20 protein-coding genes are annotated in these 24,117 nt (G+C 73.1%); 2 read left to right on the top strand and 18 right to left on the bottom strand.

Features of this window, described 5'->3' with window-relative positions:
* Positions 1 to 8: 8 nt before the first annotated feature.
* The 14 genes from QQA02_RS09490 to fmt form a co-directional block, all read right to left on the bottom strand.
* Positions 9 to 1,226 (bottom strand): phosphoglycerate kinase, encoded by a 1,218-nt coding sequence (locus QQA02_RS09490; protein WP_284774717.1) that lies wholly within the window; start codon positions 1,224 to 1,226, stop codon positions 9 to 11.
* A gap of 152 nt (positions 1,227 to 1,378) precedes the next feature.
* Positions 1,379 to 2,371, bottom strand: coding sequence for a type I glyceraldehyde-3-phosphate dehydrogenase (gene gap, locus QQA02_RS09485; RefSeq protein ID WP_284774718.1), 993 nt, complete (start codon positions 2,369 to 2,371; stop codon positions 1,379 to 1,381).
* 324 nt (positions 2,372 to 2,695) lie between these two features.
* Positions 2,696 to 3,697: a DNA-binding protein WhiA gene (whiA, locus tag QQA02_RS09480; protein ID WP_284774719.1), complete on the bottom strand. Its 1,002-nt coding sequence runs from the start codon at positions 3,695 to 3,697 to the stop codon at positions 2,696 to 2,698.
* A gap of 47 nt (positions 3,698 to 3,744) precedes the next feature.
* On the bottom strand, positions 3,745 to 4,788 hold the full coding sequence (locus tag QQA02_RS09475) for a gluconeogenesis factor YvcK family protein (RefSeq protein ID WP_284774720.1): 1,044 nt from the start codon (positions 4,786 to 4,788) through the stop codon (positions 3,745 to 3,747).
* A gap of 116 nt (positions 4,789 to 4,904) precedes the next feature.
* Positions 4,905 to 5,807, bottom strand: a complete 903-nt coding sequence (gene rapZ / locus QQA02_RS09470) for an RNase adapter RapZ (RefSeq protein ID WP_423777769.1) — start codon at positions 5,805 to 5,807, stop codon at positions 4,905 to 4,907.
* A 133-nt stretch (positions 5,808 to 5,940) separates the two neighbouring features.
* Entirely contained in the window at positions 5,941 to 8,046 is a 2,106-nt protein-coding gene (uvrC, locus tag QQA02_RS09465) for an excinuclease ABC subunit UvrC (protein ID WP_284774723.1), read from the bottom strand.
* Between the two features lie 10 nt (positions 8,047 to 8,056).
* Complete coding sequence (locus QQA02_RS09460; protein ID WP_423777770.1) at positions 8,057 to 8,608, bottom strand: PH domain-containing protein; 552 nt, start codon at positions 8,606 to 8,608, stop codon at positions 8,057 to 8,059.
* Positions 8,609 to 8,811: 203 nt separating this feature from the next.
* Positions 8,812 to 9,297, bottom strand: a complete 486-nt coding sequence (ribH, locus tag QQA02_RS09455; RefSeq protein ID WP_284774724.1) for a 6,7-dimethyl-8-ribityllumazine synthase — start codon at positions 9,295 to 9,297, stop codon at positions 8,812 to 8,814.
* An 8-nt stretch (positions 9,298 to 9,305) separates the two neighbouring features.
* Positions 9,306 to 10,589 (bottom strand): bifunctional 3,4-dihydroxy-2-butanone-4-phosphate synthase/GTP cyclohydrolase II, encoded by a 1,284-nt coding sequence (locus QQA02_RS09450; protein ID WP_284774727.1) that lies wholly within the window; start codon positions 10,587 to 10,589, stop codon positions 9,306 to 9,308.
* 183 nt (positions 10,590 to 10,772) lie between these two features.
* Positions 10,773 to 11,366, bottom strand: a complete 594-nt coding sequence (locus QQA02_RS09445) for a riboflavin synthase (RefSeq protein WP_284774729.1) — start codon at positions 11,364 to 11,366, stop codon at positions 10,773 to 10,775.
* A 64-nt stretch (positions 11,367 to 11,430) separates the two neighbouring features.
* Complete coding sequence (gene ribD, locus QQA02_RS09440; RefSeq protein ID WP_284864199.1) at positions 11,431 to 12,453, bottom strand: bifunctional diaminohydroxyphosphoribosylaminopyrimidine deaminase/5-amino-6-(5-phosphoribosylamino)uracil reductase RibD; 1,023 nt, start codon at positions 12,451 to 12,453, stop codon at positions 11,431 to 11,433.
* A gap of 47 nt (positions 12,454 to 12,500) precedes the next feature.
* Positions 12,501 to 13,178 (bottom strand): ribulose-phosphate 3-epimerase, encoded by a 678-nt coding sequence (gene rpe / locus QQA02_RS09435; RefSeq protein ID WP_284776230.1) that lies wholly within the window; start codon positions 13,176 to 13,178, stop codon positions 12,501 to 12,503.
* 10 nt (positions 13,179 to 13,188) lie between these two features.
* The gene (locus tag QQA02_RS09430) at positions 13,189 to 14,754 is read right to left on the bottom strand and encodes an RsmB/NOP family class I SAM-dependent RNA methyltransferase (protein ID WP_284864197.1); all 1,566 of its coding nucleotides are present in this window, start codon (positions 14,752 to 14,754) and stop codon (positions 13,189 to 13,191) included.
* Positions 14,751 to 15,731, bottom strand: a complete 981-nt coding sequence (fmt, locus tag QQA02_RS09425; RefSeq protein WP_284864198.1) for a methionyl-tRNA formyltransferase — start codon at positions 15,729 to 15,731, stop codon at positions 14,751 to 14,753. The genes QQA02_RS09430 and fmt overlap by 4 nt, the downstream gene beginning before the upstream one ends.
* 321 nt (positions 15,732 to 16,052) lie before the next feature.
* Between fmt and QQA02_RS09420 the strand changes: the two genes are divergently transcribed.
* Complete coding sequence (locus QQA02_RS09420) at positions 16,053 to 17,285, top strand: amino acid deaminase/aldolase (protein WP_284864196.1); 1,233 nt, start codon at positions 16,053 to 16,055, stop codon at positions 17,283 to 17,285.
* On the top strand, positions 17,282 to 18,631 hold the full coding sequence (locus tag QQA02_RS09415) for a D-arabinono-1,4-lactone oxidase (RefSeq protein WP_284864195.1): 1,350 nt from the start codon (positions 17,282 to 17,284) through the stop codon (positions 18,629 to 18,631). The genes QQA02_RS09420 and QQA02_RS09415 overlap by 4 nt, the downstream gene beginning before the upstream one ends.
* 106 nt (positions 18,632 to 18,737) lie before the next feature.
* Here QQA02_RS09415 and QQA02_RS09410 read toward each other — a convergent pair whose 3' ends face one another.
* From QQA02_RS09410 to rpoZ, 4 genes are all read right to left on the bottom strand, one after another.
* Positions 18,738 to 20,768, bottom strand: coding sequence for a primosomal protein N' (locus tag QQA02_RS09410; RefSeq protein WP_284776236.1), 2,031 nt, complete (start codon positions 20,766 to 20,768; stop codon positions 18,738 to 18,740).
* Between the two features lie 41 nt (positions 20,769 to 20,809).
* Positions 20,810 to 22,036, bottom strand: a complete 1,227-nt coding sequence (gene metK, locus QQA02_RS09405) for a methionine adenosyltransferase (RefSeq protein WP_284776238.1) — start codon at positions 22,034 to 22,036, stop codon at positions 20,810 to 20,812.
* Between the two features lie 154 nt (positions 22,037 to 22,190).
* Positions 22,191 to 23,459 carry a bifunctional phosphopantothenoylcysteine decarboxylase/phosphopantothenate--cysteine ligase CoaBC gene (coaBC, locus tag QQA02_RS09400; protein WP_284776242.1) on the bottom strand — a complete coding sequence of 423 codons (1,269 nt, stop codon included), beginning with the start codon at positions 23,457 to 23,459 and terminating at the stop codon, positions 22,191 to 22,193.
* A 298-nt stretch (positions 23,460 to 23,757) separates the two neighbouring features.
* Complete coding sequence (gene rpoZ / locus QQA02_RS09395) at positions 23,758 to 24,048, bottom strand: DNA-directed RNA polymerase subunit omega (protein WP_075663755.1); 291 nt, start codon at positions 24,046 to 24,048, stop codon at positions 23,758 to 23,760.
* Positions 24,049 to 24,117: the final 69 nt, after the last annotated feature.

The following is a 24,117-nucleotide window of genomic DNA, read 5'->3' as shown; positions in this document are numbered from 1 at the left end:
CGGCAGGCTCAGCGGTTCAGGACCGCGACGCCCGGCAGTTCCTTGCCCTCGAGGAACTCGAGGGAGGCGCCGCCGCCGGTGGAGATGTGCGAGAAGCCGTCCTCGTCGAGGCCGAGCACGCGCACGGAGGCCGCGGAATCGCCGCCGCCGACCACCGAGAAGGAGCCGTTGTTCTTGGTGGCGTCGATGATCGCCTGGGCCAGGCCCTTGGTGCCCTTGGAGAACGCCTCGAACTCGAAGACGCCCATCGGGCCGTTCCAGAACACGGTCTTGGAGGAGGCGAGCACCTCGGCGAAGCGCTCGACGGACTTCGGGCCGATGTCCAGGGACATCCAGCCGGCGGGGATGCCGTCGAGCTCGACGACCTTGTGCTCGGCGTCCTTGTCGAACTTCTCGGCCGCGACCAGGTCGACCGGCAGGACGATCTTGTCGCCGTAGCGCTCGAGCAGCTCGCCGCAGGTCTCCACCATCTCCTCCTGGAGCAGGGACTCCTGGACGTCGTAGCCCTTGGCCTTGAGGAACGTGTAGCACATGCCGCCGCCGATGACGAGGCTGTCTGCCTTGCCGGCCAGGGCCTCGATGACACCGAGCTTGTCGGAGACCTTCGAGCCGCCGAGGACGACCACGTAGGGCTTGGCGGGCTCCTTGGCCACGGAGTCGAGGACGGAGACCTCCTTGTTGACCAGGTAGCCGGCGTAGGCGGGCAGGCGGCCGGCGACGTCGAAGACGGAGGTCTGCTTGCGGTGCACGACACCGAAGCCGTCGGAGACGAAGGCGCCGTTGTCGGCGGCCAGGGCGACGAGCTCGTCGGCGAACTCGGCGCGCTCGGCCTCGTCCTTGCTGGTCTCACGCGGGTCGAAGCGGACGTTCTCGAGCAGGACGATCTCGCCGTCGCTCAGGCCGTTGGCGCGCTCGTGGGCGTCCTCGCCGGTGACGTCGCCGGCCAGGGCGACGTACTGGCCCAGGGCCTCGCTGAGGGCCTCGGCGACCGGCTTCAGGGAGAACTTCGGGTTGACCTCGCCCTTCGGGCGGCCGAGGTGGGCCATGGCGATGACCTTGGCGCCGCCCTCGAGCAGGGCCTTGAGGGTCGGCAGGGACGCGGTGATACGGCCCGGGTCGGTGATCTCGCCGGCGTCGTTGAGCGGGACGTTGAAGTCGGAACGGACGAGCACGTGGCGTCCGGCGACGCCCTCGGCGAGCAGGTCGTCGATGGTCTTGATGGCCATGTCTGGGTTTCTCCTCGGTGAAAAGTTAGGGGTGTGTCTGGGTGTTCAGGTATGCGAAGAGCGGCCCCGGCTCAAAGGGGAACGCGGCGGTGTGCCGCTGCCCCCTCGAGCGAGGCCGCTCATCGGTCGGCACGAGCCGAGTCAGGCGCCTGTTAGAACTTGGAGGCGACGTGCTCGGTCAGGCGGAGCAGCTGGCAGGTGTAGCCCCACTCGTTGTCGTACCAGGAGACGACCTTGACCTGGTTGCCGATGACCTTGGTCAGGCCGGAGTCGAAGATCGAGCCGTGCGGGTCGGTCACGATGTCGTGGGAGACGAGCGGCTCGTCGGTGTAGCCGAGGGTCTCGCTGGCGGCCTCCTTCATCGCGGCGTTGACGGCCTCCACGGAGACCTCCTTCTTCGCGGTGAAGGTCAGGTCGGTGCAGGAGCCGGTGATCACGGGCACGCGCAGGGCGTAGCCGTCCAGCTTGCCCTTGAGCTGCGGGAGGACCAGGGCGACGGCCTTGGCGGCGCCGGTGGAGGTCGGGACGATGTTCACGGCGGCGGCGCGGGCGCGACGCAGGTCGCGGTGCGGGGCGTCGTGCAGGCGCTGGTCACCGGTGTAGGCGTGCACGGTGGTCATCAGGCCCTCTTCGATGCCGAACTTCTCGTCGAGCACCTTGGCCATCGGGGCGAGGCAGTTGGTGGTGCAGGAGGCGCCGGAGATGACGGTGTGCTTCTCCGGGTCGTAGTCCTCGTGGTTGACGTTGTAGACGAAGGTCGCGTCCTCGTTCTTGGCGGGGGCGGAGATGATGACCTTCTTGGCGCCGGCGTCGATGTGCGCGTGGGCGGCGTTGGCGTCGGTGAAGAAGCCGGTGGACTCGATGACGATGTCCACGTTGTGGGCGGCCCAGTCCAGGTTCTTCGGGTCGCGCTCGGCGGTGACGTGCAGCTTGTGCTCGCCGACGGTGATGGACTCCTCGTCGTAGGAGACCTCCTGGTCAAGCTTGCCCAGGATGGAGTCGTACTTGAGCAGCGTGGCCAGCGTCTTGTTGTCGGTCAGGTCGTTGACGGCGACGACCTCCAGGTCGTCGCTGCGCTGCAGGACGGCACGGAAGAAGTTGCGGCCGATGCGGCCGAAGCCGTTGATACCAACACGAATGGTCACAGTTGATCTCCTCGTCAAATCTGCGGTTGTGTCCGAGAGGGACCGTGTGCGCCTCTGTGACGCCCACGTCGTTGCCTCACGATTCAGAGTGTACCGCCCGATCGGCCGTCCCGCACTACCGAACCGCAAAGAAATCAGACACGAGCGGAAATTTACGGGCACATCCGGGCATTACCGGGGGTAACTGAACAGATCCGGGTCCGCAATTCGATGGATCAACCGGGCGGAATATCCCGAACGCCCCGGTGAACGGACCATCCCTGCCCCCGTCCGGGGGTCCGCCCGGGCGCCCGAATGTCCGTAAAGGGACATCACGGGCCCGAATCAGTGACCTTCGCCACTGTCCGCTTCGTCGAGGACCTCCTCGGTCACGGCGGCGTGCGTGTCCGGGACGCCCAGTTCCTTCGCCCTCTTGTCGGCGGTGGACAGCAGACGGCGCACGCGCCCGGCGATGGCGTCCTTGGTCATCGGCGGGTCGGCCAGCCGGCCCAGCTCCTCGAGCGAGGCCTGGCGGTGGCGCACGCGCAGGCTGCCGGCCTCCGCGAGGTGCTCCGGGACGTCGTCGCCGAGGATCTCCATGGCGCGCTCCACGCGCGCGGCGGCGGTGACGGCCGCGCGCGCCGAGCGGCGCAGGTTCGCGTCGTCGAAGTTGGCCAGCCTGCTTGTCGACGCCGTGCGTTCCCGGCGTCGGCGCTTGTCGTCCCACTGCAGCCGGGTGCGGTGCGCGCCCATGCGGGACAGCAGCGCGCCGACGGAGTCGCCGTCGCGTACGACGACGCGCTCGGCGCCGCGGGACTCCCGGTTCTTGGCCGTCGCACCCAGGGCGCGGGCGCAGCCGACGAGTGCCAGCGCCGCCTCGGCGCGCGGGCACTCGACCTCGAGGGCGGCGGAGCGGCCCGGCTCGGTCAGGGTGCCCGCCGCCAGGAAGGCGCCACGCCAGGCGGCCTCCTTGTCGGCGACGGTGCCGGAGATGACCTGCGGGGGCAGGCCCACCACGGCCACCCCGGCGCGGGTGATCAGGCCGGTGCGCCGGTAGACCTCGGCGATGCCGCGGTCGATGACCACGAGGTGGCGGCCGGGCTTGCCGGCGCGGTCGGCCTCGAGGGTGCGCAGGGTGACACGGGCGTCGAAGAGCTCGTCGAGGTAGGCGACCAGCCGGCGCGCCGCACCGCCGTGGTCGAGCTCGACCTCGATGCTCTCCGCTCCCCCGTGGCGCACGGCGTGGCCGCGGAAGCGCAGCACCGCGGCGACCTCCGCCAGCCGTGCGCGGGTGCCCCGCGTCTCGACGCGGGTGAGCTCGTCCTTGACCTCGTTCGTCAGCGACACCGTGCCTGCATTCCTTTCTTTCCCTGTCCCCCGGGGACGCGTCGATACTAGTCCGCGGCCAGCATGCCCGTCAGGGCGGCGGCCAGCTTCTCCGGGTCGTGCACGTTGCGCGGCATGCCGTTCCCGTCGCAGCTGTGCACGTCGGCGAAGACGATCTCGGCGCCGAGCCGGCCGGCGGCTCGGGAGAGGTAGGCGCGCTCGGCCTTCGACAGCAGCGAGTCGGAGTCGACCAGGATGCGGTCGACCCGCAGCGCAGGGGCCTGCTGGGCCATGATGTGGATGTGGCGCTCCAGGGAGAAGCCCTGGGTCTCCCCCGGTTCGGCCGAGAGGTTGAGCACCACGACCTTCAGCGCGTCCGAGGCGTTGATGGCGTCCACCACGGAGTGGACCAGCAGGTGCGGGATGACGCTGGAGAACCAGGAGCCGGGCCCCAACGTGATCAGGTCCGCACCGCGGATGGCCTCGAGGGCCTGCGAGCTCGCCGGCGGGTCGCTCGGCACCAGGCGCACGCGGCGCACGGAACCGGGTGTGGAGGCGACGGCGACCTGGCCGCGGACCTCGCGGACCACGCGCGGGTCGTCGTCAAGCCCGGCGACCTCGGCGGCGATGTCAAGCGGGCGGGTGCACACGGGCACAACGCGCCCGCAGGAGTGGGTCAGGTTCGCGACGGTGTCCAGGGCCTCCTGCACGTCGCCGCCGAGCTCGACGAGCCCGGAGATGAGCAGGTTGCCCACGGCGTGGCCGGCGAGCGCCCCGTGGCCGCCGAAGCGGTGCTGGAGCAGCTCGGCGCTCAGGCCCGGCCCGTCGGCGGACGCGCAGTCGCCGGCCAGGGCGGCCAGCGCCATGCGCAGGTCGCCCGGGGGGACCTGGCCGAGCTCGCGGCGGATGCGCCCGGAGCTGCCGCCGTCGTCCGCGACGGTGACCACGGCGGTGATGCTCGCCGGGTCGCACAGCCGGGCGGCGCGCAGGGTCTGGTAGAGCCCGTGGCCGCCGCCGAGGCAGGTCAGGGCCGGGTGCGCGGTGTCACCGGCGGATACGGCGTGGGCGCTCGCGGTCTTCTCCGCGCTCGCGGTGCTGTCGGGGTCGGGCATGTCTCTCGGGTCTCTCAGTTGTCTGGGGTGCGGGATGGCCGGGCGCGCCACCCCGCGGGGTACGGCGGGCGCGGAGCCGCCGGCTGCGGCGCCCCGCGGGATCGGGGTCCGCCTGTTCAGCGGGCGATGTCGCGGTGGATGACGTTGACGTCCAGGCCGGACTCCTCGCGCAGCCGGCGCCCGATCTCCTCGGCGACGGCGACGGAACGGTGGTGGCCTCCGGTGCAGCCGATGGAGACCGTCATGAAGTTCTTGCCCTCGTGGCGGAAGCCGGCCTGCATCGAGTTGAACATCGTCAGGAAGTTGTCGATGAAGTCCGCCGCGCCGGGGCGGCTGAGCACGTAGTCGGAGACGGGCGCGTCGGTGCCGCGCTGCTCGCGCAGCTCGGGGACCCAGAACGGGTTGGGCAGGAAGCGCACGTCGACGGTCAGGTCGGAGTCGCGCGGGGCGCCGTGCTTGAAGCCGAAGGACTGCACGGTCACGTGCGGCTGCTGGGCCACCGACTCGCCGAAGGCGCCCTCGATGCGGCGGCGCAGGTCGTGCACCGACAGATCGGAGGTCTCGATGCTGACGTCGGCGTCCTCCTTGATGTCGCCGAGCATCGCGCGCTCGCGGTCGATGCCCTGCGAGAGCGTGTCGCGGCCCTGCAGCGGATGCGTGCGGCGCACCGAGTCGAAGCGCTTCATCAGCGCGTCCTTGCGGGCGTCGAGGAAGAGGATCGTCGGGCGCACGCCGCGGGCCTTGAGCTCGGCGAGCGTCTGCATCATCGAGCCGGGGAACATGCGCGAGCGCACGTCGGTGACAATGGCCAGGTGCTCCACCGGCGAGGTGTCCGCCCGGCACATCTCCACCAGCTCGAGCATGAGCTGCGGGGGCAGGTTGTGGGCGACGAACCAGCCGCGGTCCTCGAAGACCTTGGCCGCGGTGGACAGGCCGGCCCCGGACATGCCGGTGATCAAAAGCGGCGGGGCGAGCAGGTGGCCGAGGTTCTCGGTGTCAGCGGCGGTCATGGCCCCCATGGTAAGTCATCGCCGCTCCCCCGGCGGCCGCGTGCCGCTCCCCCGGCGGCCGCGTGGCGCTCCCCCGGCGGCCGCGTGGCGCTCCCCGGCGGCCGCGTGGCACTCCCCCGGCAGTCGCGCGGCGGCCGCGGGCTCACGCCTTGTGCAGCGAGGCGTGGACGTCGCCGGCCAGCTTCGGCCCGAAGCCCTTGACCTCGGCGATCTCCTCGACGCTGGCCTCCTTCAGCTTCTTCAGGGAGCCGAAGTGGCGCACCAGCTCGGTGCGGCGCGCGGGGCCGAGCCCCGGGACGTCGTCAAGCTCACTGCGCCGCATGCGCTTGGAGCGCTGCTGGCGCTGGTAGGTGATGGCGAAGCGGTGCGCCTCGTCGCGGATCTGCTGGAGCAGGAACAGCGCCTGGGAGTTACGCGGCAGGATCACCGGGTCCTCCTCGCCGGGCACCCACAGCTCCTCGAGGCGCTTGGCCAGGCCGGCCAATGTGACGTCAGTTACACCGAGCTCGTCGAGGACGCGCTGGGCGGCGGCGACCTGCGGGGCGCCACCGTCGACGATGAACAGCTGCGGCGGGTAGGCGAAGCGGCGGTTGTCCGTCGACATCTCCTCGACCCTGGCGGCGGCGTCGGTCTCCTCGGCGAAGCTGGAGCCGTCGAACTCCTCGGCCTCGGGCACGGAGCGCTTGTCGCGGTTGTGGCGCAGGAAGCGGCGGCGGGTGACCTCGGCGATGGAGCCGACGTCGTCGCTGTGGCCGTCGCCGGCGGCGTCGCGGATGCGGTAGCGGCGGTAATCGGACTTCTTGGACAGGCCGTCCTCGAAGACGACCAGGGAGGCCACCACGTCGGTGCCCTGCAGGTGCGAGATGTCGGTGCACTCGATGCGCAGCGGCGACTCGTCCATGCCGAGGGCGTCCTGGATGCCCTGGATCGCCGCCGAGCGCGCGGTGAGGTCGCCCACGCGGCGCAGCTTGTGCTGGCGCAGGGCCTCCTTGGCGTTGCGCTCGACGGTCTCCATCAGGGCGCGCTTGTCGCCGCGCTGGGGCACGCGCAGCTCGACGGGCCCGCCGCGCAGCGCCTCCAGCGCCGCGGCGGTGTCGGCGGGCTCCTCGGGCTCGTCCTGCAGCAGGATCAGCCGCGGGATGACCTCGTTGCGCCGGCGCGAGCCGGTGCGGTGCTCGCCGGCGGCGTCGGTGCCGTGGGACATCTTGTCCACCCCGCGGCGCCCGTAGAGCTTGGCGTCCTCGGCGGCCTCCTGCTCGGCGCGCTCCGCGGCGTCGCCGTAGAACTGGATCAGGAAGTTCTGGATCAGGTTCGGCAGCGCCGGATCGGCCTCGCCCTCCTCGACCGGCCCGGTGTCGCCGGCCTGGTCGCCGGCCTTCTCGACGACCCAGCCGCGCTGGCCCCGCACGCGGCCGTGGCGAACGTGGAAGATCTGCACGGCCGCCTCGAGCTCGTCGGTGGAAAAGGCGATCAAGTCGGCGTCGGTGCCGTCGCCGAGCACCACGGTCTGCTGCTCCATCAGCTTGTCTATCGCGCCCAGGTCGTCGCGCAGCCGGGCGGCGCGCTCGAACTCGAGGTCCTCGCTGGCCTGCTGCATCTCGGCGGTCAGGCGCTTGCGCACGGCGTCGGTGTGGCCGTTCATGAAGCTGCAGAAACCCTCGGCGATCTCGCGGTGCTCGGCGGCGGTGACCTTGCCGGTGCACGGCGCGGCGCACTTGTCGATGTAGCCGAGCAGGCAGGGCCGGCCCAGCTGCTCGTGGCGGCGGAAGACGCCCTTGGTGCAGGTGCGCATCGGGTAGACGCGGGTGAGCAGCTCGAGGGTCTCGCGCACGGCCCAGGCATGGGCGAAGGGCCCGAAGTAGCGCACGTTGCGCCGGCGCGGCCCGCGGTAGAAGAAGGCCCGCGGGAACTCCTCGCCCATGCTCACGGCGAGCATGGGGTAGGTCTTGTCGTCGCGGTACATGACGTTGAACCGCGGGTCGTAGCGCTTGATCCAGGTGTACTCGAGCTGGAGCGCCTCGACCTCGCTGGCGACGACGGTCCAGGTCACCCCGGCGGCGGTGAGCACCATCTGACGGGTGCGCGGGTGCAGGTGGGTGATGTCCTGGAAGTAGTTGGACAGCCGCGCGCGCAGGTTCTTGGCCTTGCCCACGTAGATGACGCGCCCGTCGGCGTCGCGGAAGCGGTAGACCCCCGGGGACGTGGGGATCGTCCCGGGGGCCGGACGGTAGGTGGAGGGGTCTGCCACGGTCAGCGCCTCACTCCTGCGGCATGTAGCGCGACTCCAGCTCGCGGAAGCGCTCGACGTCGTCGAGGATCGTGGAGCGGTCGGTGGCCATCATCGCCCACATGGGCACGAACTCGAACTGCGGCAGCTCCAGGCGGGCCATGCGCGAGCCGCGGGGGAAGGACAGCCCGTAGATGACGGTCCACGGGTAGAAGCGGGTGCCGATGAAGTTGCGCACCTCCACGCCGTCGGCGTTGGCGCGCACGCGCGGGCGGGTGAGCCCCAGGTAGCAGACGACGGAGATGATCAGGCCGATGCCGACGAAGGCCCACTTGTCGATGGTGGTCACCGCCGCGCCGGTGTCACCGACGCCGACGACCAGTGCCATGAAGATGTGCACGGCCATCACGACGACGACCCAGGCCACGCCGATGACGCGCATCGTCGGCGAGCGCACCTCGAGCTCCCAGGGCTTGGTCGAGGTCACCGCCGAGGGGTCGAGCGCGTTGTAGTAGCTCAGTTCCTCGTCGGTCAGCGCGCGGTCGCGGCGCGCGGCGCCCTCGGTGTGGTCCGCGTCGGTCACGCTCCCAGCCTTTCCCGTGTTCTCCACGTTGCAGTCCCTTCTGCTCAACCACTCTAGTGTGCCCGCCGGCGCCCCTCCGGCGCCAATGCACCGTGGTTGAGCGTTGATTTCCGACGCCCGCGTCGGCGCGCCGTGGGCGCGCCCGTCACGGCGTGGGGCGCCTGCGCGCCGCCTGGGGCGGCGCGGGCGCCGGCAAGCTCTTTCTAGTTCCCGCGCACCTCGCGCAGGGTCAGCGCGGTGCGCAGGGCGGCGACTGCGGCCTCGGCGCCCTTGTCCTCGACCGCGCCGGGCCCGCCCGAGCGCTCGACGGCCTGCTCGCGGGTCTCGGTGGTCAACACGCCGTTGCCGACGGGGGTCTCCTCGTCCAGGGCGATGCGGGTCAGGCCCGCGGTCACCGAGTCGCAGACGTAGTCGAAGTGCGGGGTGCCGCCGCGGATGACGCAGCCGCAGGCGACGACGGCGTCGAAGTTGCGCGCGGCGGCCTGTACGACGACGGGCAGCTCGAGGGCGCCGACGACGCGGAAACCCTCGACCGTGGCGTCGGCCGCGCGGCCGGCGGCCAGGGCACGCTCGTGCAGGCGGTCGCAGATCTCCTCGTTCCAGGTGGCGGTGACCACCGCGAGGCGCAGTCCGCTCGCGTCGAGCGAGTCGGTGTCGGCGCCGGCGGCGGGCAGTCCTTCCTTGGCCATGGGGTCTCCTACTCTCCTCGGTTCACGGGGTGGGCGGCGTCCCAGTCCGCCACGGCGGGCAGGTCGTGGCCCATGCGGTCGCGCTTGGTACGCAGGTAGCGGACGTTGTCCTCGTTGACCTCGACGGGCAGGCGGGTGCGCCCGGTGATCTCCACGCCGTGGCCGGTCAGGTCGGCGACCTTGGCGGGGTTGTTGCTCATCAGGTTCACCGACTTGATGCCCAGCTCGCGCAGGATCTGCGCGGCGGTGGAGTACTCGCGCGAGTCGGCGGTGTGGCCGAGCTGCAGGTTGGCGTCGACGGTGTCCAGGCCGAAGTCCTGCAGGCGGTAGGCGCGCAGCTTCTCCATCAGGCCGATGCCGCGGCCCTCCTGACCGCGCAGGTAGATCACGATGCCGCGGCCCCGCTCCTGGATCAGGCGCAGCGCGGCGTCGAGCTGCTGGCCGCAGTCGCAGCGCCGCGAGCCGAAGACGTCGCCGGTCAGGCACTCGGAGTGCACGCGCACGGGCACGTCCACGCCGCCGTCTTGGTCAGGCTCGCCGGCGATGAGTGCGACGCTGTCGAAGCCGGTGACGGTGTTGCAGAAGCCGATGGCGCGGAAGTAGCCGTAGTCGGTGGGCAGGCGGGTCTCCACGACGCGCTCGACGAGCACCTCGTGGTGGCGGCGCCACTCGATCAGCTGGGCGATCGAGATCATGTGCAGGCCGTGGGCGTCAGCGAAGCGGCGCAGCTCGGGCCCGCGGGCCATGTCGGTGGGGTCGTCCTCGGAGACGATCTCGCACAGCGCGCCCACCGGGCGCAGGCCGGCGGCCCGTGCCAGGTCGATGGAGGCCTCGGTGTGGCCGTCGCGCTCGAGCACGCCGCCCTCGCGGGCGCGCAGCGGGACGACGTGGCCGGGGCGGGTGAAGTCGCTGACGGTGGACTTCGGGTCGGCCAGGCGGCGCAGGGTCTCGGCGCGCGAGGTGGCGGAGATGCCCGTGCTGCCCGTCGCGGCGTCGACGGTGACGGTGTAGGCGGTGCCGCGGGCGTCCTCGTTGAGTGCGACCATCGGCGGCAGGTGCAGGCGGTCGGCGTCCTCGCGCACGACGGGCGCGCAAATATACCCGGAGGTGTAGCGCACCATGAAGGCGACCAGCTCGGGGGTGGCCTTCTCGGCGGCGAAGATGAGGTCGCCCTCGTTCTCCCGGTCCTCGTTGTCCACCACGACCACGGCCTTACCGGCCGCGATGTCCGCGATGGCGTCTTCCACGCTGTCCAGCCTGACCGTGGTGGTGCGATCCTCGTTGTCAGTCACGCGCTACACCTTAGTCACCCGTCGACCCACCCCATTCCGGTGGGTGCACCCCCGGTGCACCCCGGCTCCGCCCCCGGTTCGGTCACCGCGCGCGGCCGCGGTGCACGCCCACGGCCATGACCTGCGTCACCTGGTTGCGCCCCGCGGGCGGACGCCTGGTTCAGCCGCGGGCGGGGCCGCGGTTCAGCTCCGCGCAGCGGTGAGCTTCTCGACGTACTTGGCCAGCACGTCGACCTCGAGGTTGACCGGGTCGCCGGGCCCCAGCCCGCCGAGGACGGTGTCGCGCAGCGTCGCCGGGATCAGCGAGACCTCGAAGTGGTCCGCCCCGACCGCCGAGACGGTCAGCGAGGTGCCCGAGACCGCGACGGAACCTTTATCCACGACGTAGCGAGCCAGCTCCGCCGGCAGGCGGAAGCGCAGCACGTCCCAGTGCTCGGAGGGGGTGCGCGAGATCAGCTCGGCGACGGCGTCGACGTGGCCCTGGACGATGTGGCCGCCCAGGCGCCCACCGGCGGCCAGCGCGCGCTCGAGGTTAACCGGGTCGCCCTCGGCCAGCGCACCCAGCGCGCTGCGGTCGAGGGTCTCGGCCATGACGTCGGCGGTGAAGGTGCCCTCGCCGAGCTCGGCGACGGTCAAGCACACGCCGTTGACCGAGATGGAGTCGCCCAGGCGGGCGTCGGAGAGCACGGTCTCGGCGGCGACGGTGAGGCGGGCGGCATCGCTCAGCCGCTCGATGCCTGCTACGCGGCCGATCTCCTCGACGATTCCGGTGAACATGGCGGGTCCTTCCTGGTCTGGTGCGGTATCGGGTGCGTTCAGTTGGTAGCGGGGCCTGCCCCGGTCACAAGTCTTCCCCGGTTGCACGGCGCAGCCGTGCAACGCCCTCGACGAACACGTCCGCGCCGAGGCGTCGCACGGCCGTGGTCTCGAACTCGAAGGCGCCGGAGAGAGTGTCCGTCACGGCCCGACCGAGCACCGGGTGGCCGGCGCCGAGCAGCTTCGGGGCGAGGTAGGCCTGGACGAAGTCGACCACACCTGCGGCGACGAAGCCGGCCGCCAGGCCCGCCCCGCCCTCGACGAGCACGTCGCGCGCGCCGCTCTCCCACAGTCCGGTGAGCGCGGTGTCGATGTCGGGGTAGTGCTCGCAGACCCCGGCCAGGTGGTGCCCGGCCGGGACCTCGCGGGTGCCGATGACCACGCGGCGCGGCTGGTGGTCATACTCCGTGCCGTCGTCGCGGCGGGCGGTCAGACGCGGGTTGTCGGCCAGCACGGTGCCGGTACCGACGATGATCGCGTCGCGGTGGGCCCGGTCGGCGTGCACGGCGCGGCGGGCCTCGGGCCCGGTGATCCACTGGCTGGTACCGTCGGCGGCGGCGGTGAAGCCATCGAGGGTCTGGGCGAACTTGAGGGTGACCGCCGGGCGGCCGGCCGCCACGGCGGTGAGCCACGGCTCCAGCGTCGGGGCGGGCAGCTCATCGCCCTCCGGGTGGACGACCTCCACGCCGTTGTCGCGCAGCCACTCCGCCCCGCCCCCGGCGACAGGGTCGGGGTCGCGGCGGGCGAAGACGACACGCCTGATCCCGGCCGCCACCAGGGCGTGGGTGCACGGGCCGGTGCGCCCGGTGTGGTTGCACGGCTCGAGGGTGACCACGGCGGTGCCGCCGCGGGCGCGCTCGCCGGCTGCGGCAAGTGCCATCACCTCGGCGTGGGAGCCACCCGCCGGGCGGGTGGCTCCCACGCCCACGGTGTCACCCGCGACGTCGACAATCGCCGCGCCCACGGGCGGGTTGGGGCTGGTGGTGCCGCGCACGGCGGCCGAGGCGGCCTCGGCGGCGGCGAGCGCCTCAAGCTCGCCGGGGCGCAGGTGCGGGAAGCGGGACTGGCCCGCCCCGGCCGGTGCGTCCGTCAGGGTCACCGCTGCACGGCCTCGGCGGCCTCCGCGGCGGCGGCGCGCAGCTCCTCGACGGCGGCGGCCGGGTCATCGGACTTGTAGACGGCGGAGCCGGCGACAAAGACGTCCACGCCCGCGGCGGCGGCTTCGCGGATGGTCTCGGCGTTGATGCCGCCGTCGATCTCGACGGTCAACTCCAGGCCGCGCTCGGCGATCTCGCGGCGCAGGGTGCGCACCTTGTCCAGCTGATCGGGCATGAAGGACTGGCCGCCGAAGCCGGGCTCGACGCTCATGACGAGCACCTGGTCGAACTCGTCGAGGACGTCCAGGTAGTCCTCCAGCGGGGTGCCCGGGCGCAGGGAGAACGCGGCGCGCACGCCCTTCTCCCGCAGGTGGCGGGCGAGTGCCACGGGGTCCTCGGTGGCCTCGACGTGGAAGATGACGGTGTCGGCGCCGGCGTCGATGTAGCGGTCGACCCACGTCTCCGGCTCCTCGATCATCAGGTGCACGTCGAGCGGCTGGTCGGTCAGCTTGTCGACGGTCGCCGTGATGTCGGGGCCGAAGGAGAGGTTGGGCACGAAGTGGCCGTCCATGATGTCCACGTGGACCCAGTCGGCGGTCTTGATGCGGCCGATCTCCTCGCCGAGGCGCGAGAAGTCGGAGTTCAGGATCGAGGGCGCGATGATCGGTTGCGGCATGCCCCCGAGTCTAGCGACGCCGAAGGACCGCGAAGAACATGGCGTCGGTGCCGTGGCGGTGCGGCCACATCTGCACCGAGGGCGCCTCGCCGACGTCCGTCATCCCGCCGACCAGCCCGTGGGCGTCGAGCTCGACGGCGCCGAGCTCGTGGACGGCGCGCTCGACGACCTGGCGGGTCTCGCGCACGTCCGGCGAGCAGGTCGAGTAGACCACCGCGCCGCCGGGGCGCACGAGGCTCAGCGCGGAGCTCAGCAGCTCGAACTGCAGCACCGACAGGCCCGGGATGTCCGCCTCGGACTTGCGCCAGCGCGCCTCGGGCCGCCGCCGCAGCGCGCCGAGCCCGGAGCACGGCGCGTCGACGAGCACGCGGTCGAAGCCCGGCTCGAGGCCCGGGTCGCGGCCGTCGGCGACGTGCACGGTCACCGGCAGGTCGCCGCAGGCCTTCTCCACCAGCTTCGCGCGGTGGGCGGCGGTCTCGACGGCGTCGACGTGCGCGCCCTCGATGCGCGCGATCGCGCCGGCGAGCGCGGCCTTGCCGCCGGGGCCGGCGCACAGGTCGAGCCAGCGGCCGGTGTCCTCGCCCTCGAGCTCGACCTCGGTCAGCGCGCGGGCGATGAGCTGGGAGCCCTCGTCCTGCACGCCGGCCAGACCCTGGCGCACCGGCTCGAGCGTGCCGGGGTCGCCGCCGGGCAGGTAGACCGCGTACGGCGAGTATTTGCCCTGCTCGCCGCCGGTGATCAGCGCCAGCTCCTCGGCGGAGATCTCGCCGGGGCGGGCGACCAGGTGCACGTGCGGGCGCTCGGAGTCGGCCTCGAGGGCGGCCTCCAGCTCGCCCTCAGGCAGCACCTTGGAAAACGACCTCGCGATCCAGGCCGGGTGCGCGGTGCGGAAGGCCAGCGCCTCCAGCGGGTCGGCCGGGGTGAGCTGCTCCAGCCACTCCTCGACCGGGGTGCGCGTGACGGTGCGCAGCACGCCGTTGGCGAAGCCCTTGGCCTTGAACCGTCCGGTGGCGCCGACCAGGCGCACGGAGGTGTCCACGGCCGCGTGCTCCTCGACGCGGGTGTAGAGCAGCTGATAGACGCCGAGGCGCAGCGCGTCGAGGACCTGCGGGTTGATCGACTCGATGCCCTGGGCGGCGCACTTGTCGATCACCGCGTCGACCACCCCGAGGGTGCGCAGGGTGCCGTAGGTGATCTCGGTGGCGAAGGCGGCGTCGCGGCCCTTGAGCCCCAGCGCGCGCAGCTCGCCGGGCAGAGTCAGGTTGCCGAAGGCGTCGTCCTCGGTGACCTTCAGCAGCGTCTCGAAGGCCGCCTGGCGCGCCTTGTCGATGCCGCGGTAGTCGCGCCGGGCCTGCCCCTCGTCCGATTGACGACGCCCGCGGTGGTCGCCGTTGCCGCCGCGCGCACCGTCGCGCCCGCGCGCACCGCGGGCGTCGGAGATCTTGCGTCCGTCGCGGCGGCTGCGCCCGTGGCCGTCGGTGCCGTGGTTGCCGCGGCCGGCGCCGGCGGCGCCGGACCGGGCGCGGCCCTTCCTGCTGCGGGAGCGGAAGCCCCCGCCCTGTGCGTTCTGGTTCACTGGAACGTGACTCCTTGCTCCTCGTCGGTGGTGCCGGACAGTGCCCCGCGGGCCCAGTCCTCGGCGGCCATGGCCTTCTTGCCCGGCGGCTGGATGCGGGTGAGCTCCACGGCGGCGTCGGCGGTGCCGACGACCACGCTGTGGCGGCCCGCGTGCACCGCACCCGGGCGGCCGGCGACCGGGGCGGCCGCCTCGGAGTCGGCGGCCAGCGGGACGACGCGCCCGAGCTTCATGCGCCGCTCGCCCCACATGGTCCAGGCGCCCGGCGCCGGGGTGTGGGCGCGGATGATCCGGTCGGTCTCGGCGGTGGGCCGGGTCCAGTCGATGCGGGCGTCGGCGCTGGTGATCTTCGCGGCGTGGGTGGGCTCGCCGCCGAGCTCGGCCTGCGAGCGGACGGTGAGCGTCCCGGCGGCCAGCCCGTCCATGGTCTCGGCGAGCAGGTCCGCGCCCGAGTAGGCCAGGCAGGTCAAGAGGTCGTCGGCGGTGTCCTCGGGCCCGATCGGCTCGTGGATCTGGGCGAGCACGTCGCCGGTGTCCAGGCCGGCGGCGATGCGGAAGGTGCTCGCCCCGGTCTCGGCGTCGCCGGCGGCGATCGCGGCCTGCACCGGGGCCGCGCCGCGCCAGCGCGGCAGCAGGGAGAAGTGCAGGTTGACCCAGCCGTGCTCGGCGACGTCGAGCAGGTCCGGGGTGATCAGGTTGCCGTAGGCGACCACCGGCAGCGCGTCGGGGGCGAGCTCGGCCAGGCGGGCGCGCAGGGCGTCGCCGTCCTCGGTGCCGGGCTTGAGGGTGGCGGGCTTGAGGACCTCGATTCCGCGCTCGGCGGCGCGGGCGGCCACGGGGCTGGGGTGCAGCGTGCGGCCCCGGCCGCGGCGGGCGTCGGGGCGGGTGATCACGGCGAGGACCTCGTGGTCGGAGTCGAGGAGCCGGTCGAGGGCGACGACGGCGGGTTCCGGGGTGCCGGCGAAGACGAGTCTCAGGTGAGTCATGTGCGCTTCCCGCGCGCTCCTTTCGGTGCAGGTTCCGGCGCCGCTTCCGGCGCGTTCAGGGGGTCCATTGTAGCGCCGGGGCGCGACCCGGCCGCGCACGCCGGGTGGGCGGCGGGGCGGCGGGGCACGCACGCGGCGTCGGCACGCGACTGTGGCCCCGCCCACAGAAAACCCGGCCAAACCGCTGCGGGCGCGGTCGCCCCGGTGTCAGGATGGGTGCACTTGCATCCGCGAAAGTTTTTCTCCCCGGCGCAGGCGACGGCGGGACCGACGCGGAGCCCGGCGAAGACCGCGAAGACAAGGAGGCCTGAAGTGACCGCTCCCCCGCCCGAGGTCCGCGAAGCCGTGGCCGGCAGGCCCGCGCCCTTCAGCGTGCTGGACCTGGACGCCGCGCTGGCCAACGCCCGCGACATGGCACGGCGCGCCCGCGGCACCCCGATCCGCCTGGCCACCAAGTCGCTGCGCATCCGGGAGCTGATCTCGCGGGTGCTCGAGGTGCCCGGCTTCTCGGGGCTGCTCTCCTACCACCTCGGCGAGGCGCTGTGGCTGGTCGACGAGGGCGTCTGCGACGACATCCTGGTCGCCTACCCGTGCGCGGACCCGGACCTGCTGGCCGCCTGGGCCGGTGAACCCGCCTACCGCCGGGCCGTGACGGTCATGGTCGACTGCCCCGGCCACCTGCGCCTGATCGAACAGGCCGCCGAGGCCGTCGGGCTGGAGACGTGCCACCCCGACCCGGACTGGAGCGAGCCGGACACCGACGCCGCCGAGCTGCGGGTGTGCCTGGACGTCGACGCCTCCTACGTCATCGGCCCGGTGCACATCGGGGCGCGACGCTCCCCGGTGCACTCCCCGGCCGAGGCCGAGGCGATGGCCTCGGAAATCTGCTCGCGGCCCGGCATGCGCCTGGTCGGCCTGATGGCCTACGAGGGCCAGATCGCCGGGACCACCGACACCTCCCCGGCGATCGCCGCGATGAAGCGCCTCTCGGTCGACGAGCTGGCCGGGCGGCGGGCGAAGGTCGTCGCCGCCGTGGCCGAGCGGCTGGCCGTCGACGGCCTCGAGCTCGAGTTCGTCAACGGCGGCGGCACCGGCTCGATCGAGACCACCCGGGCCGAGGAGGCCGTCACCGAGATCGGCGCCGGCTCCGGGGTCCTCGGACCGGGCCTCTTCGACCACTACAAGACCTTCACGCCCCACCCGGCCGAGTGGTTCGTGGTGCCGGTGGTGCGCCACCCGGCCCGCGGCTTCGTCACCGTCGCCGGCGGCGGGCGGGTGGCCTCCGGGGCGCCGGGCGACGACCGCCTGCCCGTCGTGGACTACCCCGAGGGGCTGCGCACCATCGCCCTCGAGGGCGCCGGCGAGGTGCAGACCCCGCTGCGCGGGACGGGTGCGGACCGGCTGCGCCTGGGCGACCACGTCTGGATGCGCCACGCCAAGGCCGGAGAACAGGCCGAGTGGACCGACTCGGTGCTCGTCGTCTCCGACGGGCTGACCGTGGCCGAATGGCCGACCTACCGCGGAGAGAAGAGGAGCTTCGTATGACCACCCCGACCCGAACCACCCGCCGCGGCGCCCGCGCGGGCGCCACCTGGCGCAACTGGTCCGGCGCGCAGGCCGCCCGGCCCGGCGAGGTCGCCCGCCCGGCCACCGAGGCCGAGGTCGTCGAGACCGTCACCCGCGCCGCCGAGGCCGGCCTGCACGTCAAGACCGTCGGCGCCGGGCACTCCTTCTCCGGGGTGGCCGTCACCGACGGGGTGCTCATCAGCCTCGACGAGCTGTCCGGCGTGGTCAACGTCGACCGCGAGGCCATGGAGGTCACCTTCCTGGCCGGCACCCGGCTTCGCGACGTGCCGCGCCTGCTGCGCCCGCACGGACTGGCACTTGCCAACCAGGGCGACGTCGACCCGCAGTCGCTGGCCGGCGCCATCGCGACCTCCACCCACGGCACCGGCCTCGGCTTCACCGGCCTGGCCGGCATGGTGCGCCGCCAGCGCATCGTCACCGCCGAAGGCACCGTCCACGACGTCGGCCCCGGCGACGAGCTCTTCGAGCTGGGCCGCGTGCACCTCGGCGCCCTCGGCATGGTCACCCGGGTCACCGTCGCGGTGGTCGAGACCTTCGTGCTGGCCGCCGTCGAGCGCGCCGAGCCGGTCGCCGCGCTGCGCGACGACTTCGCCCAGGCCGCCGCCTCGGCCGACCACGTCGAGTACTACTGGTTCCCCGGCACCGACGTCGCCCACGTCAAGCGCAACACCCGGCACACCCTCGCCGAGCGCGACCGGGTCGCCGCCCCGATCCCGCGCTGGCGCGCCGTGTTCGAGGACGAGCTGGCCAACAACGTCGCCTACCGCGCCATGTGCGCGCTCGGGCATTTCGCGCCGGCGGTAACGCCGACGCTCAACCGGCTCTCGGCGCGCTTCCTCGCCCAGCGCGAGTACTCGGACCTGGCCCACGACGTCTTCGTCTCCGCGCGCCGGGTGCGCTTCAACGAGATGGAGTATGCGGTGCCCCTTACCGACGCCGCCGAGGTCCTCCGCGAGGTCCACCGCCGCCTGGACTCCCGCGACGTGCAGGTCACCTTCCCCATCGAGGTGCGCGCCACCGGCGCCGACGAGGTGCCGCTGTCGACCGGCTACGGCCGGCAGTCCTGCTACATCGCGGTGCACCGCTACCACCGCGACGACCACGAGGAGCTCTTCGAGCTCATCGAGCCGGTTCTGGTGGCCGCCGGCGGGCGCCCCCACTGGGGCAAGCTGCACACCCTCGACCACGACGGCCTGGCCGCGGTGCACCCGCACCTGGACGCCGTCGGCGAACTGCGCGCCCGCGTCGATCCTGAGGGCATGTTCCGCAACCCGATGATCGACCGCGTCTTCGGCCTGGATTGACGACGTCCCGCGGGGCACCCACCCCGGGCGCCCTCACGGTTGGTGCGGGGCCACCCCAGCCCTGTGACGAGGCGTCGCCGCGCCCCAGTGACGGAGCGAAGCTCCGTCACCCGACGGAGACGGGGTCGACCTGGATGCGCAGCGGCAGGTCGTCGCGCCGTGCCACCCGGGCCACGGCGGCAGCCTTGAGCGCGCGGCCCAGCTCGCCGGCCGGGCCGAGGGGCACGCGCACGAGCACGCGCTGCGGCGGGCCGAAGCGCTCCTCGTCGTACTCGCCGGGCAGGCTCACCCCGGCCGGCAGATCGACGGGGCCGAGCACCTCGGCGCCGGCGGGCAGCTCCGTCTCCTCGATCAGGGCGTCGACGGCCGCGGCCGCTCCGTCCACGGCGGCCAGGTGCACCGCCGGCGGCAGGCGCACCTCACCGCGCTGGTCGAGCTCGGCGCGCGCGGCGGCCGGCATGTCCCAGCGGATCAGGTGCTGGACCACCGGCAGCGCCGAGTCGGCGACGACGATGACGCGCCCGCCCTCGCGCGCCGGGCGCACCCTGGTCGCCACCGCCGTCCAGGCGGCGAGTGTGCGCTCGGTGGCGCGCAGATCCTGGCGTCCCAGCAGCGCCCAGGTGTCCAGCAGCAACGCCGCGCCGTAGGCGCCGCCGCCGGCTACCTCGGGTTCCGCACCCGGGGTGGCGACCACCAACGCCGGGGCGTCGTCAATCTCCTCGATGACCCGGTTGCCGCCGGAGACGATCACGCGCGTGCCGGGGAAGGCACGGCCGAGCTCCTCGGCGGTGCGCTGGTTGCCCAGCACCACGGCACGCAACCTGGGCGAGCCGCACTCCTGGCAGCGGAAGCGCGGCTCGAGGCGCCCGCACCAGCGGCACTGCGGCACGGCCGCGCGCTGCCCGTCGGTGGCCTCGGGCACACCGAGCGGGCCGTTGCAGGCTCGGCAGCGGGCCGGGGTGTGGCAGTTGCCGCAGGCCAGGGTGGGCACGTAGCCGCGCCGCGGGGTCTGGACGAGCACGGGGCGCCCGGCCGCGACCCCCTCGCGCAGGGCGGCGAAGGCGACCGAGGGGATGCGCGCCTGGCGGGCGCGGGGGTCGCGGGCGAGGGCGGCCTCGGAGTCGGCGGTGGCCTGCACGCGCGGGGCGCGGGCGCGCAGGGCCTCGCGCGGGGCGACCAGGCCGTGGGCCCAGCCGGAGCGCACGAGCAGCTCGGCCTCGGCGGTGCGGGTGTGCCCGGCGACGATCAGCGAGCACTTCTCCAACGCCGAGCGGGTCGTGAGCACCTCGCGGGCGTGTGGATAGGGCGCGCGCGGCTCGACGAGGTTGTCGTCGCCGTCGAAGAGGCAGACCGCCAGGCGCAGGTTCTGCACCGGCGCGAACGCGGCCGAGCGGGTGCCGATGACCAGGCGGGCCTGCCCGTGCAGCACCGACAGGTAGCGCCGGTAGCGCGCCTGCGGGCCGAGTGCCGCGCCGAGCACAGTGACCTGGCGGGCGGAGACGAGGGTGCGGCAGGCGGCCTCGAGCTTGTCGACGTCGCGTTGGTCCGGCGCCACGATCAGCGCGCCGCCGCCGTCGGAGACGACGGCCACCGCGAGGGCCGCCAGCGCGGCGGCCCAGTCCTCCCCCGGCGCGATCTGCAAGGCGGCCCGCGCGGTGCGGCCCTCGATAACGGCGTCGACGAAGGACTCGCCGTGGGTGTAGCCGGACCAGGCGGACAGATCCGCCTCGGCCGGCTCGCCGAGCTCCTCCCAGGGAGTGTCGGTGTCGGCCTCCTCGGCCTTGGCGTGGCGCGGGGGCACGGCGGCGCGGATGAGGTCGGAACGGGTGCCGGCGTAGCGGTCAGCCAGCTTGTCGATGAGCGTGGCCAGGCGTTTCGGGTAGACGATCTCCGGGGAGATGACCCGCTCCAGGTAGCGCAGGCGGCCGCCGTGCTCGCTGTCGGAGACGCGCTCGAGGAGCAGGGCGTCGACGAGGCGCCCGGAGAAGCGGATGCGCACGCGCACGCCGGGGCGTGCCTCGGCGTCCTGGTCGGCGGCGACGAGGTAGTCGAAGGGCCGGTCCAGGTGCGGCAGGCCCAGCAACGGCAGGACCCGCGCCACGGGCCGGGTCTCGGCGGGGGCGCGGGTCGGTGACATACCGCGGGATTCTACCCGCGGGCGCCTGCCCGGGTCACGGCTCAGCCGAGGCCGACGGCGCGGCGCAGCTCCTCGGCGCGGTCGACGCGCTCCCAGGGCAGGTCGACGTCGGTGCGGCCGAAGTGGCCGTAGGCGGCGGTCTGGCGGTAGATCGGGCGCTGCAGGTCGAGCTCGCGGATCACGGCCGTGGGGCGCAGGTCGAAGACCTTCTGCACGGCGTCCTGGATCGCGGCGTCGTCGAGCCCCTCGGCGGCGGTGCCGAAGGTCTCCACGTACAGGCCCACCGGGGCGGCGCGCCCGATGGCGTAGGCGACCTGGACCTCGGCCTTGTGCGCCAGCCCGCCGGCGACGATGTTCTTGGCCACCCAGCGCATGGCGTAGGCCGCCGAGCGGTCGACCTTGCTCGGGTCCTTGCCGGAGAAGGCGCCGCCGCCGTGGCGGGCCATGCCGCCGTAGGTGTCGACGATGATCTTGCGGCCGGTCAGCCCCGCGTCGCCCATCGGGCCGCCGAGGATGAAAGAGCCGGAGGGGTTGACCAGGAGGGTGAGCTCGTCGGTGCGGTAGCGCTCGAGGTCGGCCTGGGCCAGGACGTGGTCGAGGACGTGCTCGCGCAGGCGCGGCTCCAGCCAGGCGGAGTCGACCTCGGGGTCGTGCTGGGTGGAGATGACCACGGTGTCCAGGTGGGTCGGGTTGCCCTCGGCGTCGTAGGCGAAGGTGACCTGGGTCTTGCCGTCCGGGCGCAGGTGGTCGACGATGCCCTCCTTGCGCACCTCGGTCAGGCGGCGCGCCAGGCGGTGGGCGGTGGCGATCGGCAGCGGCATGTACTCCGGCGTCTCGTCGGTGGCGTAGCCGAACATCAGGCCCTGGTCGCCGGCGCCGCCCTGGTCGTCGGCCTCGTGGCCGTTGCCGGAGCGGACCTCGTGGGAGGTGTCCACACCCGAGCCGATCTCCGCGGACTGCTCGCCGATGGCGATGTTGACCGCGCAGGTGCGGCCGTCGAAGCCGACCTCGGAGGAGGTGAAGCCGATGTCGAGGAGCGTCTTGCGCACCAGCAGCGGGATCTCGACGTAGGCGCTCGTGCGCACCTCACCGACGACGTGGACCTGCCCGGTGGTCACCAGGGTCTCGACGGCGACGTGCGCGGTCGGGTCCTCGGCCAGGATGGCGTCCAGGATCGCGTCGGAGATCGCGTCGCAGATCTTGTCCGGGTGCCCCTCGGTCACGGACTCGCTGGTGAACAGTCGCACCGTGCTCGCTGTCTCTGCCACTTGATCGCTTCCTTTGCTCTCGCTTCGACCTGTTGCGCCGCGGCGGGGCGTTGCGGCCTGCGTCTGCGCAGGTGCCGGGCCGCGGCCCGGCCCGCCACGGCGCGGGGCGCCGGCGTGGCGGGTCGGATTCCCGGACCACATTAGACCAAGCGGTCTAATCCTGCAATGCCGAGCTGTCCGCGTGTCGGATGCGCACGACCTCCGCGAGGATCTCCGCGGCGATCTCCTGCTTGCTGCCGCGGGGCACCTCGCGCACCTCGACGTCGGCCGGTGCGGCCGCGCCCTCGGGGGCGGTGAGCAGCCAGCCGGCGTTGTCCGGGGTGCCGAAGGCCCTGCCGCCGCCGACCTCGTTGCACAGGATGACGTCGCAGCCCTTCTTGAGCAGCTTGCGGCGGCCGTACTCGAGGGCGTCCGCGTCGGCGTCGCCGGTCTCGGCGGCGAAGCCGACGATGACGGTGTCCGCGTCCAGGACGCCGCTCTCCCGGGCCTCGACGACGCCGCGCAGGATGTCCGGGTTCTCGGTCATCTGGAGGGTCTCCAGGCCGGCCTCGGCCTCGGAGCCCTTCTTCATCTTCGCCCCGGCCACGTTGGCCGGGCGGAAGTCGGAGACGGCGGCGGCCATGATCACCACGTCGGCGTCGGCGGCGCGCTCGTCGACGGCGGCCTTGAGCTCGGCGGTCGACTCGATGCGGGTGACCGTGGTGTTGGCGGGTGTCGGCAGCGCGTCGGTGGCCCCCGCGACGAGCTCGACGTGGGCGCCGAGCTGACCGGCGAGCTCGGCGAGGGCGAAGCCCTGGCGGCCCGAGGAGCGGTTGCCCAGGTAACGCACGGGGTCGAGGGCCTCGCGGGTGCCGCCGGCGGAGATGACCACGGTGGTTCCCTCCAGCGGGCGCGAAAGCCCGCCGCGGGCGGCGGCGGTGCGGGCCAGCTCGACGATCTGGGCGGGCTCGAGCAGGCGGCCTGGCCCGGAGTCGGGCCCGGTCAGCCGGCCGCTGGCGGGGTCGAGCACCGTGATGCCGCGGCGGCGCAGCGTGGCGACGTTGTCGCGGGTGGCGGCGTTGAGCCACATCTCGGTGTGCATCGCCGGGGCGACGACGACGGGACAGGTGGCCACCAGCACGCTGGCGGTCAGCAGGTCGTCGGCACGCCCGGCGGCCAGGCGTGCGATGAGGTCGGCGGTGGCCGGGGCGATGACCACGAGGTCGGACTCCTGGCCGACGCGCACGTGGCGGACCTCGTCGACGCCGGTGAAGACGTCGGTGGCCACGGGGTTGCCCGAGAGGGCCTCGAAGGTCGCCGCGCCGATGAACCTCAGGGCGTTGGGGGTGGGCACGACGGTGACGTCGGCGCCGTGCTCGGAGAACTCGCGCACCAGGTGGCAGGCCTTGTAGGCGGCGATGCCGCCGGCCACGCCGAGAAGCACGCGCGGGGCGCGGGCGGGCGCCTCTCCCCCGGTCTCGCGCGGCGCCTCGTCGTGCGCGCGCTGCGCGTGGCGGTGGTCGGTGTGCGGGTCGGTCACGGGTGCCACTCCCCTGGGCTCGTCGGTGCGGATGGTCCGGCGCTTCCGCGGATGCGTCCGCGCTCATCCGCCGAACATACCCCGCCCATGCACGCCTGCGCCCACGCCCACGCACGCCGACGCCCCCGTGCCCCACCGCACAAACGGTGGGCGCACGGGGGCGTCGGAAAGCAGACGTCGGGGTGGGGTCACCCCGAGGGGCCTAGCGGCCCTCCTCGTACTCGAGAAGGCCCGCGTCGATCTCGCGCAGCGCGATCGACAGCGGCTTCTCGCCCGGCTCCGGGGTGACCAGCGGCCCGATGTACTCGAAGACCTCGTTGTCGGCCTGCTGGTAGTGCGCGTTGATCTGGCGCGCCCGCTTGGCCGCGAAGATCGCCAGAGCGTACTTCGAGGAGACCTTCTCGAGCAGACGGTCGATCGGCGGGTCGGTGATGCCGACCGGCGGATCGAAGACCGGCTGGTTTTCTTCCGTCTCGTTAGTCACGTTAGTCACTCACACCTGTGTTTCTTCGGTTGCGTTGAATGCGGCCGCGGCGGACCGGACGGGCACACACGTCCGGTC

The sequence above is a fragment of the Corynebacterium sp. MSK006 genome, from assembly GCF_030232385.1.
Taxonomy (GTDB): Bacteria; Actinomycetota; Actinomycetes; order Mycobacteriales; family Mycobacteriaceae; genus Corynebacterium; species Corynebacterium frankenforstense_A.
The sequence above is the reverse complement of the archived record's forward strand: the minus strand, read 5'-3'. Positions and strand labels throughout refer to the sequence as shown.

What these genes read in the sequence shown, in the direction of transcription:
- QQA02_RS09490 (WP_284774717.1), bottom strand. Translation starts at nt 1,226, where the DNA reads ATGGCCATCAAGACCATCGACGACCTGCTCGCCGAGGGCGTCGCCGGA.
- rapZ (WP_423777769.1), bottom strand. Translation starts at nt 5,807, where the DNA reads ATGGGGGCCATGACCGCCGCTGACACCGAGAACCTCGGCCACCTGCTC.
- ribH (WP_284774724.1), bottom strand. Translation starts at nt 9,297, where the DNA reads ATGGCCAAGGAAGGACTGCCCGCCGCCGGCGCCGACACCGACTCGCTC.
- QQA02_RS09445 (WP_284774729.1), bottom strand. Translation starts at nt 11,366, where the DNA reads ATGTTCACCGGAATCGTCGAGGAGATCGGCCGCGTAGCAGGCATCGAG.
- QQA02_RS09475 (WP_284774720.1), bottom strand. Translation starts at nt 4,788, where the DNA reads ATGCCCGACCCCGACAGCACCGCGAGCGCGGAGAAGACCGCGAGCGCC.
- QQA02_RS09415 (WP_284864195.1), top strand. Translation starts at nt 17,282, where the DNA reads ATGACCACCCCGACCCGAACCACCCGCCGCGGCGCCCGCGCGGGCGCC.
- rpe (WP_284776230.1), bottom strand. Translation starts at nt 13,178, where the DNA reads ATGCCGCAACCGATCATCGCGCCCTCGATCCTGAACTCCGACTTCTCG.
- QQA02_RS09410 (WP_284776236.1), bottom strand. Translation starts at nt 20,768, where the DNA reads ATGTCACCGACCCGCGCCCCCGCCGAGACCCGGCCCGTGGCGCGGGTC.